Origin of the sequence: Rhodanobacter thiooxydans (assembly GCF_021545845.1) — a bacterium.
In the GTDB taxonomy this organism is placed as follows: domain Bacteria; phylum Pseudomonadota; class Gammaproteobacteria; order Xanthomonadales; family Rhodanobacteraceae; genus Rhodanobacter.
Genome location: NZ_CP088923.1, coordinates 476,549 through 491,581, shown reverse-complemented (window position 1 = coordinate 491,581; position 15,033 = coordinate 476,549). Strand labels below are relative to the sequence as shown.

The following is a 15,033-nucleotide window of genomic DNA, read 5'->3' as shown; positions in this document are numbered from 1 at the left end:
TTGTGCCTGCATTGTCGCGCTCGTCCGACTCACGGGGTGAGATCGAGAAACGGTTGTGCCCATCACCCAGCTGGGACCCATCACCCACGGTGAAGCCGTCTAACCGCCACGAGTCGGCCCACCAATCTGGTCGGCGCCGCCCAATCTCGTTGGCAAAGTAACCATCTCTGCTCTGGGTCGACAAATGACCTTCAATCGGATGGTCAACAGGCTGGTGATGTAGGTCAAGTTGTCCGGCGGGCTTGGTCATCTGTCCTGGCACTGATGGGTCAACACGCTGGCAATCTGCAGCCTGTTCCAGTTCCGGGCTCACGGCGCTTCCTCATGGTCGAAAGCCCATTTCACCGCCCCAATGCGGCATCGAATGTCGCCAGCTCAGCCTAGATCGCCGCCGCCAAATGCGACACTGCTTGTCGTAATTGTGGATAGGATGGCCATCATCCATCCGCCATTTCGCAGGTTCGTCGATGCCTACGCCCACCGTCACCCGCCTCTCCAAGTCACGCATCGTCGCCGGCCTACAATGCGCGCGTCGCTTGTGGTTGGGCACGTATCAGCGCGATGCGATGGAGACCACTCCCGCAAACCAGACCGTTCTCAATGCCGGCAACGACGTCGGCGATCTGGCTCGGGAGCTTTACGGTCCCGGCTTGCTGATCGGCCATGTGGAGAACACTTCCAAGGCCCTTGCCGAGACCGCCGAAGCGCTGCAGAACAAGGGCAAGCGCCAGACACTGTTCGAGGCGGCATTCCAACACCAGGATGTCCTGGTTCGTGCGGATGTCCTGAAGCCGGTTCCGGGCGGCTACGACCTGATCGAGGTGAAATCCTCCACCTCCGTGAAGGAGTACCACCTTGTCGATTGTGCGATCCAGGCATGGGTGATCCGGAACGCAGGCATCACGCTTCGCCGCGTGTATCTGGCGCACATCGACACAGCGTTCGTTTACGAAGGTGATGACGACTACGACGGCCTGCTGGTGGCCGAAGACATCACGGCCGAAATAGCCGATCTCATCGAGCAAGTACCCTCCTGGGTACGCAAGCTTCAGAAGGTTCTCCGTGGCAACGAGCCATCCATCACCACGGGCGAACACTGCTCCACGCCTTTCGACTGCCCCTTCTTCGAGCATTGCCGTTCGCAGGAACCACAAGGGCCCAAATATCCGGTAACGATCCTCAAACGGTCCGCTGCACTTACCCGTGCGCTTATCGACGAAGGTTACGTGGACCTCCGGAAGGTTCCCGCCGAACGGCTGACTAATCCCATTCATCAGCGCATCCGCAAGGCTTCGGCGACGGGGAAGCCCTTCCTCGATCCGGCCGCCGCAGAGCAACTCGATGGGCTCGACTACCCCCGCTACTACCTCGACTTCGAGACAATCAATCACGCCATCCCGCGCTGGGCCAGCACGCGCCCCTATCAGCAAGTCCCCTTCCAATGGTCATGCCAGATCGAACAGCGCGATGGCAACCTCAAGGAACGCGCCTTTCTCGATTTGAGCGGCGACGATCCGACGCGTGACTTTGCAGAGTCCCTGCTTCGCTCAGTTGGAAAAACTGGCCCCGTCCTCGTCTACAACAGGAGCTTCGAAGCCAGCCGGGTCAAGGAATTGGCCGAATGGTTCCCGGACTTGGCGGATGCCTTGCTGGCCTTGAACGAACGCATGGTGGATCTTCTACCCATCACCCAAAAGCACTACTACCACCCCGCCATGATGGGCTCGTGGTCGATCAAGAAGGTATTGCCCACCATCGCACCTGAGCTCGATTACAGCGAGCTGGATGATGTCGCCGACGGTGGTCAGGCTCAATTGGCCTACCTTGAAGCCACCCATCCGGAGACGCCCGCCGACCGGCGCGCCACTTTGGACACGGCCCTCCGCCGCTATTGCGGCCAGGACACGATCGCGATGGTTCGCCTTCTGCAGGCGCTGGCTGGTCGTTGATTCAACTCGTGCCAGAGACCAGGCCGACGCCTCCCGCTTCCACAGGAACTACTTCGTCGGCATGCTCGATGCAATGAAGCAAAGCGAAAGAAACATGATCGAAAGACCGTGCCACCGGCGAAGCGACACCATGCGTCGCGTGGCATGACATGATGAGGATAATCCCCAGTCGGGGAGTCAGTCCGGGATGCCCATGAACGATACCTCCCTGCGCTACTTGGAGATGCTGCGACAGATCCCACGGCTCCCGAATGGCATCACGGCGACGGATTTGCATCGCAAATTGCAAAGTCTCGGCTATGAGATCGACAAACGCAGCGTGGAACGGGATCTCATCAAGCTTTCCGCTCCACCAATTTTGTTCCCGCTGACCACCAGTGAGAGCCGCCCTTTTCTTTGGAGTTGGACGCGGGAAGCCGACCTGACCCACCTGCCGGCCCTGAATCCGGCGACCGCACTGACACTGGAACTGGCCTCACACCACCTGGCTTCGCTTTTGCCGCGCAACGCGCTCGTGGCCTTGGAGCCTCTGTTCAAGTCCGCGCGCAAGGTACTGGATGAAACTGCCCAGACCGGACTCGCGCGCTGGTCAGACAAGGTCGCCGTCGTGCCAGAAAACCAGCCGCTTCTGCCCGCATCCGTCTCCGGAAGCGTGCATGAGGCCGTCCATCAAGCCCTGCTGACGGAAAAACGCCTTGAGATCAGCTATCGCGCAGCGGGGCAGGAACGCCCCAAACGCTACCCGGTCAACCCGCTGGGCCTGGTCAGTCGAGGCGGCGGCTACTATCTGGTGGCCACAGCCCGCGACTATCCAGAGGCCCGCAACTTCGCCTTGCATCGCATGGTTTCCGCCACGCTGTTGGACGAGCCCACCACCAAACCAGCTGGCTTCAATCTGCGGCGCTACATCGCCGAACACGGCTTCGAGCTGCCGCTCGGCGGCGACATCAATATCGAACTGCGCGTCTCCCCATGGCTGGCCGGCTATCTGGACGAACGCAAGCTGTCGCCAGACCAGACACTCACTCCCATCCGGGGTCGCGAGGAACAGCGCCTCAACGCTACCGTGGCCAATACCGACCAACTGCGCTGGTGGCTGCGCAGCTTCGGGCCGAACGTCGAAGTGGTCAAGCCAGCCTCACTGCGCCGAACGCTGGCCAACGAGTACGCCGAGATGGCGGAACTCTACCAAAAGTAGCTGACGCATAAGCCTTCACAAAGACCTTTTAGCATCTTCCAAGAATTTACGAGTCACCTCGATGAGCGATCGCTTATTTGGAATGCTTTCCAAACTGATGTTGATGTATACATATTGGTACCCCCGCTCCTTTTCTAAAGATAAAGCGTTGGCGCTGGTATCAATATAGATCTTATCCCACCAGCTCTTACGAGGGTCTGGTTTGGTTACCCGCGAACCTTCCTTGAATTTGATAGCGGCAAGGGTAAGCACGGATTTCGTGGCCTCTGGCTCGGGCCAACTAAGGCGGTCGCGACGCTGGTTGTCGTCACCCCACTCATCCCAGAAATTGCTGTCCAGAGTGAAACACGCATAGAAGGCATTAGGATAAGAGTGGCTATCTCCTTCGTCCTTTTTCTCCCAGATGAAGACAATATCCTGGAATGGAGCCACCCCCGAGCTCGTAATGAGCTCCACAGACGTATCCCAATTCTTCAACTCCTCAGCAGGATCATCAGACCATTCAACGCCATAGTAGGCGAACTCATTTTTAACCTCTTCACCAATTGCCCTGACCATCTCAAGAACGCGCTGATGGTAGCTGATTAGAACCCTGCGAGCTTTACGCACATCCAAGAACGCGGCAGTAAGATTATTACTCATTACTCAAAGATCCCTAATCCATGCCAAATACCAAGCGGCTCAAGTAACGGGAGATCACCTGCAGGCTCATTGCCTGAACCAAGCACCATGTCATGGTTGGCGAAGTTGAGGGCTCCCGAAACACCATAGGTCTCCGCAGCTAACGCTACATCATCTGCAGTAATCTGCGCCAAATCACGTTTGGTAGGATGTCTGCCCTCATTGACCATGGACGCGATACGGTTGGTATGGGCATCTTGGCATCGCCCGTAGAAATTTCGCACAAATCGTCCATTCCCCTCCAGCTCCTTACTCCCCTTCTCACTTTCTTTCAATTGAAGAAATACATTCTTGGCAACCGCAAGTGCGGTCTTATCGAGTGCATAGTCATCCGGACGTGACAGGCCATCAAGTATGGCTATCATATCGTCAGCCACATAGTCGTCAAAATGGATCGTCGTATTGAATCGGGAGCGAAGTCCAGGGTTACTATCCATGAAGTGCTCCATTTTGCCAGTATACCCAGCAACAATCACAACGAGTTTGTCTCGTTGGTCTTCCATGGCCTTTAGAAGTGTATTGATTGCCTCTAACCCAAACGTATCATCATAGCCACCACCGTCGTTATTGAGCGTGTATGCCTCGTCAATAAACAATACGCCACCTAACGCCGAGTCGATGACCTCGCCAGTCTTTTCAGCGGTTTTCCCAACAAAGCCCGCAACTAATCCGCCACGATCAACTTCGATGAATACATCTTCCTCTAGGGTGCCCAAGAGATAGAAAATCCTCGACAGGATGCGGGCTACTGTCGTCTTGCCTGTGCCAGGGTTCCCAGTCAGCACCAAGTGACGAGAACTCGCTCCGGTTCGTATCAGTCCTTGCGATCGGCGCATTGCCTGGACACGCTCGTCGTCCACCAATTGCTTGACCTGTGCTTTGACGCCAGCCAATCCCACCATTCCGTTCAGTTGCTCAAGTTCTTTGTTGAGCAAGCTCTCAGTCGTCGCCTCACCGCGCCGATTCTTCTTTATTTTGGGCAATTGTCTATCCTCGGTCTCCGGTGTCTCGGCTTGGATCTGGTCATCCACTGAAACAGGTTCCCTTTCTATCAAGGGAATGTCGTTGCGCTCTAGGATGAGCGCCAAGTCTGTCGCAGCCGAAAGATATCCTTTGGCCACCAGCAGCTTCAGTGCTCGCTTCGCTAGTCCGGGGTCATCAAAGCCAGCACGCGCGTAGATGCGCCACCTCTCCGCCTTCTCGAAATCACTCTTGCATTCGTCGCTAGGGGAATCACCTTCGAACATCAAGCTGTGTGCTTGGGCCCGATCAACATCGACTCCGACCCCATCGAAATATCGCTCGGCAATTGCCAACTGCGCGAGGCCCGCCCCCTCTTCCAAGACATACGGGTCCACTTCATCAACACCCCTCTCTGCCCGCCGAGCAAAATGGTTCGCACGCTCAATGGATCGCCGCTCTCCAAGGAGATGCCAGTACACCTCCGAAAGTACGCTGTAGAGCGGGCTGTGCGCAGTTTCTCCTAGACTCCAGGCGTAGTCGGCCACCCGCTCCACTCGCTCGGCAATATTAGAGATCGCATTGCGCACTCGCGATAGAGTGGCATCGGTAAACAGGACGGGGCGGTAGCGCCACGCTCTGATGCGCTCGCAAGCTTCCGTTGCCCAAACAAGTGCGTCAGAGGCTTGCTCTGGGTCGATTCGCTCATCTGGAGCCGGGCATCGCCGATCGTTCTGCAGGTCATCCCATTCTTCGATGACGTTGATTCGCTGCCCTTGATCGTTCATCGAGCGCCCCCCAGCGTCGCACATTGCGCCAACAATGCCACAAGGCCGCCCACAAAGATCGCGCGGACAATCCGCATGACTAGGCGATCGTAGCCACTCTTTGTCCATCTGTCCCGGGCAGGTCTGAAGAAGGGATGGATGATCCAGCCGATGGCAGCGCCTAAAAGATACCCTGCCAGAAGTACAAAGAAGTTTGGACGCGAGTTAGGTGCTCGAATCAAGCTCCAAAGCACGAAGTTGGTCAGGAACGCATAGACCGTCAGTCTCGTGTATTTGCTGGTCGCAGAACTTCCTTGCCCCATGAACTGCCCCCTATTTTACAAATGAGCCCGATACCTCAAAGTAGCTGCGGTGATACTTGCAGTTCATCGCAAGAGTTTGCGCCAAGCCCCCCCTTCCTCAATGATCCACCTGATTAGCAACTTAGCTCAGCCATGAAAATTGCGCGCCTTCGAAAACTTTCATGGCAAAGCGTCGGTGCTAATCAGGTCCCTGTATAGGGTTCGAAACGACGGGAGTCGTAGTGAAGCATGCAGAAATCGTTGTCGTCGTCCAGAAAACCAAGGACGATGTCCAGACGCTCGCGGAAGTAGATGGAACCCGACTCGAACGTGGCGTCGATGACCGATTGCTCCAGCACCTCCACCACTATCATCGGCACGTCGTATTCCGGCGTCTTGCGATTCTTCATGCCAGGCTTCCACTGCGCCAACATGCCCGGCTGCAGGGACTTTTCGGCCCCACTGGAAAACTGTAGGAAGCCCGCGGACAACCCCGCACAGTACCTGCGTGCCGCGATACGTTTCTCGTCGACATTGCCCCCTACCAGTTTCAGCGAGTGGTTCTCGTGCGTTGCGTTTTCCATACTTACCTCCGTTGGTTGATGGAGGCCATACTGGCGCTGCTTGGCGACATTCAGTGTCGCTCTTTGCAACATCGTCGAGGCTTACACAAACCGAAATTGCGTGTCACCCACGGAACTTCGTCATGCAGTTTCAAGGTTGATATGGAACCTGAAAAGGCTTCAATCCATGCGCTATGCATCGGTCGATTGAGGCGGACGAAGGTCGAGAAGAAGACCGCGGCGCGTTACTTCCGACTCACTTTCGTAACGTTGCTTGAGCAGTTCGAGCATGTCTTCCTGCCTGGGCTGCCCAAACGTCATGCGGTAGAGCTCTACATCCCGCTTCAGTGAAGCGAGGCGTTGGTTGTCGATGCTCAGCGGGTACGGCATGACGATACGCTCGATCTTCGCCGGGCCAGGGTAGACCCACCACGGCGCGAAATCGCCGAAGCGCTCCTGTTCGTCCAGACCGAGACGGAAGGCAGCCTTCCACGGATCCTTCTCTGCGCTGCGCAAAATCGCTACGCCGTGCTTCGCCACGAGGTTGCGACGGATTGCGTGCCCGGCATAGCGATCGACACGCCCCTCACGTTGCTCGAAATCCACCGGATTCGCCGGAGTGTTCCAGTGCACAACGGAGTGGCTCCAGCGGTGGAAGTCGATACCCTCTTGGCCGACGCTGGTGGTGGCTAGGACGAACGGCCAGAACGGGCTGTTGAACGCCTCACGCACCTCAGGCATGCGCGCGTCCTCCTCGGACTCGCGCTTGCCGCCGTAGCGCAGCGCGAACCGGCAACCGAACCGCATCGGACTGTTGACATCAAGCGGGTTGAATGCGCTGTACTGGGCGACGCGCAGGCTCATCGTCGCAGCGGCGGCCTCTGCATAGCTGAAGAGGTTTTTGTCGGTGAGAGCTGGCGAACCCTTGTCGCTGTAGAAGTGGTGCAGGTGCTCATCAAGGACGGCCTGCAGATTCCCCCAGGCGCAGTAACGCAGAACCTTCCGCCAGTACGGCTCGTTAGGCTCGGGGAACATGCTGAGCAGAAGAAGCGTGCTTTCAGGCCGGTTGAACAGACTGCGCAGTCCCTCGCCAAGAACGACAGCAGCGTGCCAGATACCTGCCTGTGTGACATTGGCCTGGCCACCGGCGATCCTGCCGAGCGCGCGCCACGCGATATTGGCCGGTGAGTGAAGGGCGAGACTGGCGACGGTCTCGGCAAGATCTGGCGGCAACGGCGGCAAATCGGGATCAGCCATGCTGGTGTTGAGCGCCCGTTCCACGTGCGCCGCGATCAGCGAAGAGTCACTTTCGTCCTCGCTGTCTCCACCGCTGCCGCTGCCCATGCGTTCGGCAGGGGTGCCGACGCCGTCTGGCCGGGAGTCGGGGCGGCAGAGTGTTGCGATCCAGTACCAAGCCTCGCCTGCTGTGCCGTGCTGGGTAGGACCCCTGGGCAGATCGTGAAGCCGGCTGGCCACCTCAGCCCGCGTAGTCGTCTCATCCAGTGGTGTTCCCGAACCGCGTGCGAGTTCGCGCGGATCGGCCAGCGCGGCGAGCCCCGGCATGGGCCAAAACAGGGCAAGCGTTGTCATCGCTGCCGCTTGTCCTGCCTCGACCCGATACCGAAGGCGTGGCGCAACCCGCTGGGCGGTGTCAGCTTCCAAGGCCGAGTAGATGTGGTGCTCCGCTGAGTGGCTAAGCAACGATGCGACCGCGGTTGGCGTGGCCGCCCACGACGAGAACACCAGCCGCTTGGTCATCATCTGCGCGAACGGTTCCGCGTACGGCCCACCGGGCGTCAGGTACGGCAGCGACGGCGGCACCCAAAGGAGCTTCCACCAGCCGGCATCTACGGTAAGGTCTGCGAGGGCACGCATGCGAGCGTTGCCGTAGTCGATCCTTTTACGCCTGCTGACGCTACGAGGCGACAGGCGCTGGGTTCCCTGCAGCAAGGGAAGGAGGTCTCCGCGCCGTTTTTCGTCGTCGAGTGCAGCCCTGGTATCACGTCCGATCTGGTAGGTGTCACAAAAATTGACGAAGTATGGCGCGGACTTCCAATACTCAATTGTCATCGTCGTACCGAGATGCGCTGCGAGCTTTCGCAGCGCTGCGAAGCCCGACAAATCCTCTGTCTCAACTTCGCTCTTGGCAACCGTCTCGACCAGGCGGGTAGTGCTCCCGAAATCCGATCGCTCGTTGCGCGACATCACGGCGATCAACTTCCGACGCAACGCTTTGGTCAGCTCGGAAGTCTGCTCGCCAGTGGTGGCGGCGTCACGGAACTTGGCGAATGTCGCCTGCACTTCATCGATGTCGAGTCGGGCGCCCCCTTCGGCAAGGAACTTCAGAGTCAGTTTGAAATCGCGATAGTGGTCGTCCTCATGCTCTTCGGCATAGGAGAACGGCTTGTACGGTGTTGCGGAAAGCAGCAGCACCTTTGCGGTGCCGTACTCGAATAAGTTGTGCGCCAGCTGTCCAGCATCGCTGCGTTTCTCCAGCAGGTTTCGGAATCGCTGAAATTCGTCCAGGATGACAAGGTCGGGCTTGAGCGTCTCAACGCTTGCCCTAGCGAGCTCGCTGCGAAGCGCCCCAATGAGCTGAGTAGCCCGCTTGCGCATTTCTTCGGGGAGATCCTGCTTGCGTCCGAGTTCAGCAATCAGCCATCGGGTCTTCTCGATCAGCCCGGCCTCATCGGCCAACTCGATGAACTTTCGGGCGATCTCCGGATCGGGCTGCCCATCCAGTTCCGCCTCCAAACCAGCGAGGCGCCCCTCGAACCTCTCCACCGTGCTGACGTGACCGCGCAGCAAATTCAATGCTGTTCGACGTTGATGGCCATCTGAAAGTACCAAATGGGGTTCCAGCAGCAGGAACAGCAGCGCGCGCTCCTCGGCTGTGCCGGTCTGCCAGCCCATGTCGAACGATGTTCCGGGAGTGAACGACACCAGATTTACCGGCTTGCTGGCCCCAGCAGCTGTGCGAGCGAAATGCCGTGCATGCTTTGCAAGCAAGGTCAGGCGACTGGCACTCTCCACCGGCTTGTAACCATCATCACTTGCTGGCAACACGTTCAGCCGTGATAGGTTCTGCCTGGCGATCTCAGCGTTGGAGCATACATAGACGATGTCGATGCGTTCTATCGAGTCATCGTCCTGGAGCTTCTCGATCGTGCGAGCGATGACCCCGCGAGCGACCATGCTCTTGCCGAGCCCAGTCTCGTCGGCCACGAGGAAGCGGCGAGAACCCGACGGACCGTAAAACCGACGGGTGACGTGCTCGACTGTATCGCGCTGAAACCCCTTCAAGCCACGAATGATCGAGTCAGCATCAAACCTCTGGATACGATCATCCACGAGTCGCTCCCGTTGCGAGACCCGCCGCCTTGCGCACCTTCTGCCAGAGCACGAGGAACTTATCGCCAGCGATCTGGCGCCCTTGCTCCGAGGACTCCATGCGCTGAATGAGGCCATCGAGGTCCTTGATGCTTTCTGGGCGATCCGCGAGCGCACGGACCACCATCTCGAACACTCCGCCTCCCCCATTTCTGAAGAACGCATTTCCAGTGCCGTCACCAGTGGCAACCGCTTCGTCTCCGACACCGCCGGAGGCGCCGAATCCGAGTAGGAGCGTGAGGAATCGGAAGAATTTCTCCAGGGAGTCAACCTGTCGGGCAAGAATTTCGTCTAGTCGTCCGATCGGCTCGTTGATGAGCTTCGCGCGAACTACAGTTCCCAGCGGCGGGATACTCGCTGGGCTTGTCACCTCCCATACGAGGAATGGCGTGATGTCCGCAAGCGGAATGCTGGGGAAGGTGCCACTGAGCGGCGCCGCTATTGGAGGCTCCAATTGGACGGCCTTCCCCGGGACAGTCAGAAGGCGGAGGCTCGCCCTGTACCCCGCTGGCAACGGCACGGATTCGCTGGTTGTAACGGCCAAGTCGTAGGGCGCGGTGCCATCGCCGACGGTGACGACGTGCCCAATCTCTGCGATTGTTCGGGCTACGCGTTTCAGCTCCCGCTGTGCAATGTCCTGTGCTGACTCCTCGACGCCACCTGCAGCCGGGTACTCATCAAGCATCGCCCGCAACGCCCCCTTGTCGTCCCGTTTCCCTAGGATGCTGTCGACGCCGACTTTGGTCGCTCCGCCGGACATTTCGACGAGGATTTCGACGTTGCCATCAAACGCAGGGCCGGTGGCATTGGCGGAACCGATGAAGATGTGCGCACGTCGGTTGCGCTCGACGACATAGACCTTCGCGTGCAGTCCGGTGAGCCTCTCAGGGTCGGCCATGCCCTCGTCGTCGTCATCGAGGTTCGCGCTTCCCGTCAGCTGGAAGCTGCTTATCGACCCAGCCCACTCAGGCGAGAGTTGGTCGAGGTCATGCACTCGCGAGATGACCGTGATGTTTTCCGACGACTTGTCAGCCGTGACCATGTCCAAGCCATCATCCTTGATGAACGGAGAAATCACGAGGTGTTTGTAACCTGAGAAGTCTGGCACGGCCTGGACCGACGGGATGCCGAATACGTGGAACGCTTCCAGGCGAACATCCTCGGGGGCATCCCACTCCACACGGCGAAACTGCTCGGCGAGGGCATTGATCCGATCCCGACGCTCTGCAGAAATTGGTGTGTGGACGACGAGGTCGGGAAGCGTCCGAATCAGTTCGGCAACCGGACGATTTATGGCCTTGGGCCCGCCACGCATCTGACCGTCAAGCCGGACTGCGACATCCCACGTATGGTCGTTGGTCAGGTTGCGGGTGAGCACGACCAACCGGTGGCGCGTATCGCCACCGTCCGCGATAAAGCGCAGCGCCCAGAACTTCGGGTGGAACAGGTACCCAGAACGGGGCGCCTTTACTTCGTGGATCATCGTCTCCAGAAATGCGACGAGGTCCGGGGCATTGGTTGGCACACCGATCTGCCCGACCTGGCAAAAGATGTCCATTCGGTCAGCCGAGGAACGTATCGCTTCCAGCGCCGCGATTGGATCGGACGTCCCTTGCAGCTGTGCGGATGCGAACGCCAACGGCGGCAACACCGCGGCGACGAGGCTGAGCGTGAATGTCGTGGCAACGGCACCATCGAGCCGGAAGCCATCCGGCGGACGCAGCTCGTCCAGGAGGATCGAACGCAAGTTGGGCTCAAGCATGCCCGGCCTCCAAGTCCAGCGCGGAATGGATGTCTCGCACGATCCGGCGAACCGTTCCCCAGCGGTAGTTCAGGCGCCCTGCCCCCGACTCACCTGACCAGTTGGCCAGCAGCTTGTCGTTCTGGAGGCGCGACTGCTTGCCGCGGCGCAACTCTCTCTCTCGTACCAGGTTACGCAATGCCGGATCATCAACTGTGTTCGTTGCGCGGCCGCTCGTGACGTAGCCAAGCCAGTTCTCGACGAATGTGGTCGTCGGCAACCCGATACGCGTATTCTTCGAGCGCACCAAATCCCACATAGCAGTCCTATCCCACGCGGCTAAGCGCTGCCGGTTGCCCGTACACTCGGCAGCCCATTTCTCGATGAGGTCTTGATACTTCGTGATGGCATTCGGTAAGCGGTTGTAGCCGCGATCAACGTACCTTTCTGCAACGAGCAGGTTGTAGAGCAACGACGCCCCATGCATGCCAAGGCTGAACAACTCGGCATGCTCCAACTGAGTGCGTAGCGCTGGATGGTCCAGCTTTCCAGCAGGGTCGTCCCAAGGGCCAAAACTGTTGTCCAAGGTGCGCGCGGAGCCACTCACAATCCGCGCCAGCAAACTGTCGCGCGTTGCCGGACTTTGATTGATCCGCTCGGCTAACCAACGAGCCTCCTCAGGACGCAATGCGAATGCCGTATCAAGCTGTTCGAGAAACCCTTCTGGTGGTTGAGGGATCGAAGGCGACCATGTGGTCGATTCGCGTTCGACTAGCTCATCCGATTCGCCGCTCTCGTGTCGCGTTCGCTCAGTGCCTAGCTGCTCAGCTGCAACGTCGCGACGCAAGATTCCGAACGTGATTAGTCCATTCCAGTAGATAGATGACGGGAGTACCTTCAACTGCTCTCCCGCCTCCACTCCGATCAGACCATCGAGGTCGCCAGCGGAAGTTCCTGCCTTGCGGAGCACTTCAATCAGTCGCCGCTCCCGCGCCTCAACCCAGCTCGTCAGATCTCTTCGGGATTTGCCGCGTCGCTGTCCTTCCAAATAGACCCATGGGACATAGAGGAAGTACCGCGCCCGAGTCTGGATGACTGAGGTGCCGGGGAAGAGGGCGTTGCTGAGCGCGTCGCGGATTTGCCCGATGCCAAGTTCGTCACGACTCTCTGGTTGGGTGAACAACGCGATGAATTCGCGTGCTTTTCGTTGCTCCTCGGCCGACACGTCCAGCCACGCGATACTCGACGGCATCAAACTACCTCCGCTGTACAAGACCATTCCGATTTCAACTGCCTCATTGGCAAGTGTCAGGCAACATTCTCCCCGCAACAAATCAGTGCAAGAAGCCGATACGGGGCTTACAAACCGCCTTGAGCGACGTCTCATCCTTCAGGGCCATGAGGAAATCGTCGAAGCATGCTGCCGGATGGAATCGCTGCTGTCGCGTCACGACGGCAAAGTCACCGGGCGTGATATGGCTCAGATGCGTGGCGACAATGCGTTCCACGTCCTTGGGCATCGCCAGTCCAAGGAGCTTGCAGTATCGCCGCAACAGGCCTACTGCCTGCTGCACTTGCAGGTAATCGAACTTCACTTTCAGGTCGAAGCGCCGCAGCGCCGCCTGATCCAACCCAGCCATCATATTGGTCGAGGCCACGAACACGCCCTCGAAGGTTTCGATCTGCGTCAGCATTTCGTTGACGAGTGTAGCTTCCCAACTATGGCTGGCGCCTCCGCGATCACGCAGGAAGCTGTCCACCTCGTCGATGAGGAGCAATGCTCCATCACGTGAAGCCGTACGAAAAGCCGCAGCAATGTTCTGCTCATTCACGCCAACGTACGGCGACATCAGGTCTGAGGCTCGCTTCACCAATAGAGGTATGTCCAACTGGTCGGCCAGCCAACGACCGTAGGCCGTCTTGCCCGTACCGGGCGGCCCGTACAAACACAGGCGCGCCGAGCGGGAACCCTTGAGCCGCACAGCGATTTCCGCCAAGTCCACATCTGCATTGATGAATGCCGGGTCGTAGATGTCAGGCAACGACCGCGCATCTTTGGCGCCGACACGGGTATGGCCCTGTGCCGTCAGAGTGCTGTCCACCAGATACAGCAAGACCTCCCCCGCTTGCTCGCGCGGTAGACTGGACCCCAGTCGGCGCATGACTCCATTGGCCTGTGCTACCACGGCTGGCGCAAGCCATTCTTCCTGCGCCAGTCGCCGAACGACGCTATCTTCAACGGCGTCCGTGCACAGCGCACGCACGATGCGCTCGCGCTGCGCCCTTGGGGGCACAGGGACTTCCACCACCATGTCGAAGCGACGGATGAAGGCCGGATCCATGTCGTCGATCCGGTTGGACAGCCACAACGTCGGGACCGCGTTGCCCTCCAGCAGGCGGTTCATCCACGCCTTGTGCGATTTGGCTGTGCTTTCCCGCATCAGCCCGCCGTCGTAAAACACATCTTCCGTCTCATCGAAGACAATCATCGCACCACGACTGGCGAAGAAGCATTGCCCGGCACGCACCGCCCGCAGGCGATCCTCCGCCCCGAGGGGGTCCCCATCCTCATCGGCGCTGGCAACCTCAAACAGTTCACAGCCCAGCTTCGCAGCCAGCACACGCGCCAGCTCGCTCTTGCCCGTGCCTGGCGACCCATGAAGAAGAATATTGACTCCCCTGCATCCTTGCTCAACTACTTGCCGCAGATAAGGCAACAAGATATCCAACGACGGACCCAAATGCGGGTAATCGGCCAATGTCAACATCGGCGGGGTAGCCACTTCCACCTTGCCTCGCAGAAGGTCTACTGGATCCGCATCCTCGCCGAGCATGATGTCCACAAAGTTGCTGGAGACGATATTCAACCGGTCATGCAGGTTGAAGCAGCTATCCTTGTCCAGACTAACCAAGCCAGATCGTGACAACGTACTTTGCCCGGAAAGGGCACGTTGGATATGAACTCCTGGCAGACTAAGGATGGTGGCAAGACTCGCGCATACTTGCTGGGTAGATTGAACGCCAAGAAAACTTGTCGCCGCGCGTAAGTACCTGTCACTACGAAGCATGACGGCGAAAGCCATGATTGCCTGTTCGACCTCGTTCAAGCCAATCAGGCTAGCCAAGCGCCCAATATTGCAGCCTAGTGTTTTGGGCAAACGGCAGTCTCCTGCTGCACGCTCCATTCCGCGATAAAGACGGCGCAATTCGGTAATCACCGCGCTTTTATCGAATTCGTCCGGATCATTCTCCCAGCCAGCAAGGCCAATGACCCCGGCGATCTCTTCGTCGTCATCCAGGTATCCCTTATGCACAAACGAACGGTGTCCGTGCAAGGGCACGAGGCATCGCAGCATCCATAGACGTACGATGACCGGAACCTCGTCCGTCGCCAACGACGTATCACAAAGCTTGCGCCGATTTCTTGTCTTGATGGTCATGGAGGCACCCCCTTGTCTCCAGTCCATCATCCACGTTGACGC

Annotated in this window: 9 protein-coding genes; 2 read left to right on the top strand and 7 right to left on the bottom strand. The window is 58.6% G+C overall.

What is annotated here, in order from left to right; all coding sequences use genetic code 11:
- The first annotated feature begins 467 nt into the window (after nucleotides 1-467).
- Complete coding sequence (locus tag LRK53_RS02060) at nucleotides 468-1,949, top strand: DUF2779 domain-containing protein (protein WP_027491129.1); 1,482 nt, start codon at nucleotides 468-470, stop codon at nucleotides 1,947-1,949.
- Between the two features lie 193 nt (nucleotides 1,950-2,142).
- Nucleotides 2,143-3,147 (top strand): helix-turn-helix transcriptional regulator, encoded by a 1,005-nt coding sequence (locus LRK53_RS02055; RefSeq protein ID WP_051257459.1) that lies wholly within the window; start codon nucleotides 2,143-2,145, stop codon nucleotides 3,145-3,147.
- Between the two features lie 15 nt (nucleotides 3,148-3,162).
- Here the strand turns inward: LRK53_RS02055 and LRK53_RS02050 are convergent, their stop codons facing one another.
- The 7 genes from LRK53_RS02050 to LRK53_RS02020 all read right to left on the bottom strand — a co-directional run bounded on the left by LRK53_RS02050 (nucleotide 3,163) and on the right by LRK53_RS02020 (nucleotide 14,991).
- Nucleotides 3,163-3,789, bottom strand: a complete 627-nt coding sequence (locus LRK53_RS02050) for a hypothetical protein (RefSeq protein ID WP_027491127.1) — start codon at nucleotides 3,787-3,789, stop codon at nucleotides 3,163-3,165.
- A complete protein-coding gene (locus LRK53_RS02045) occupies nucleotides 3,789-5,576 on the bottom strand; it encodes an AAA family ATPase (RefSeq protein ID WP_185754533.1) in 1,788 nt (595 codons plus the stop codon). Before LRK53_RS02045 ends, LRK53_RS02050 begins: the two co-directional genes overlap by 1 nt.
- 484 nt (nucleotides 5,577-6,060) lie before the next feature.
- Nucleotides 6,061-6,441 carry a hypothetical protein gene (locus LRK53_RS02040; RefSeq protein WP_051257457.1) on the bottom strand — a complete coding sequence of 127 codons (381 nt, stop codon included), beginning with the start codon at nucleotides 6,439-6,441 and terminating at the stop codon, nucleotides 6,061-6,063.
- Nucleotides 6,442-6,612: 171 nt separating this feature from the next.
- On the bottom strand, nucleotides 6,613-9,771 hold the full coding sequence (locus LRK53_RS02035; protein WP_027491126.1) for a helicase-related protein: 3,159 nt from the start codon (nucleotides 9,769-9,771) through the stop codon (nucleotides 6,613-6,615).
- Entirely contained in the window at nucleotides 9,764-11,572 is a 1,809-nt protein-coding gene (locus LRK53_RS02030; protein WP_027491125.1) for a phospholipase D family protein, read from the bottom strand. Before LRK53_RS02030 ends, LRK53_RS02035 begins: the two co-directional genes overlap by 8 nt.
- Nucleotides 11,565-12,803 carry a DUF6361 family protein gene (locus tag LRK53_RS02025; RefSeq protein ID WP_185754532.1) on the bottom strand — a complete coding sequence of 413 codons (1,239 nt, stop codon included), beginning with the start codon at nucleotides 12,801-12,803 and terminating at the stop codon, nucleotides 11,565-11,567. Before LRK53_RS02025 ends, LRK53_RS02030 begins: the two co-directional genes overlap by 8 nt.
- Nucleotides 12,804-12,885: 82 nt before the next feature.
- Nucleotides 12,886-14,991, bottom strand: coding sequence for an AAA family ATPase (locus tag LRK53_RS02020; RefSeq protein ID WP_037088731.1), 2,106 nt, complete (start codon nucleotides 14,989-14,991; stop codon nucleotides 12,886-12,888).
- Nucleotides 14,992-15,033 lie beyond the last annotated feature (42 nt).

Excerpts from the sequence above, each read along its gene's own strand:
- LRK53_RS02060 (WP_027491129.1), top strand. The coding sequence starts at position 468 with ATGCCTACGCCCACCGTCACCCGCCTCTCCAAGTCACGCATCGTCGCC.
- LRK53_RS02055 (WP_051257459.1), top strand. The coding sequence starts at position 2,143 with ATGAACGATACCTCCCTGCGCTACTTGGAGATGCTGCGACAGATCCCA.
- LRK53_RS02050 (WP_027491127.1), bottom strand. The coding sequence starts at position 3,789 with ATGAGTAATAATCTTACTGCCGCGTTCTTGGATGTGCGTAAAGCTCGC.
- LRK53_RS02045 (WP_185754533.1), bottom strand. The coding sequence starts at position 5,576 with ATGAACGATCAAGGGCAGCGAATCAACGTCATCGAAGAATGGGATGAC.
- LRK53_RS02040 (WP_051257457.1), bottom strand. The coding sequence starts at position 6,441 with ATGGAAAACGCAACGCACGAGAACCACTCGCTGAAACTGGTAGGGGGC.
- LRK53_RS02030 (WP_027491125.1), bottom strand. The coding sequence starts at position 11,572 with ATGCTTGAGCCCAACTTGCGTTCGATCCTCCTGGACGAGCTGCGTCCG.
- LRK53_RS02025 (WP_185754532.1), bottom strand. The coding sequence starts at position 12,803 with ATGCCGTCGAGTATCGCGTGGCTGGACGTGTCGGCCGAGGAGCAACGA.
- LRK53_RS02020 (WP_037088731.1), bottom strand. The coding sequence starts at position 14,991 with ATGACCATCAAGACAAGAAATCGGCGCAAGCTTTGTGATACGTCGTTG.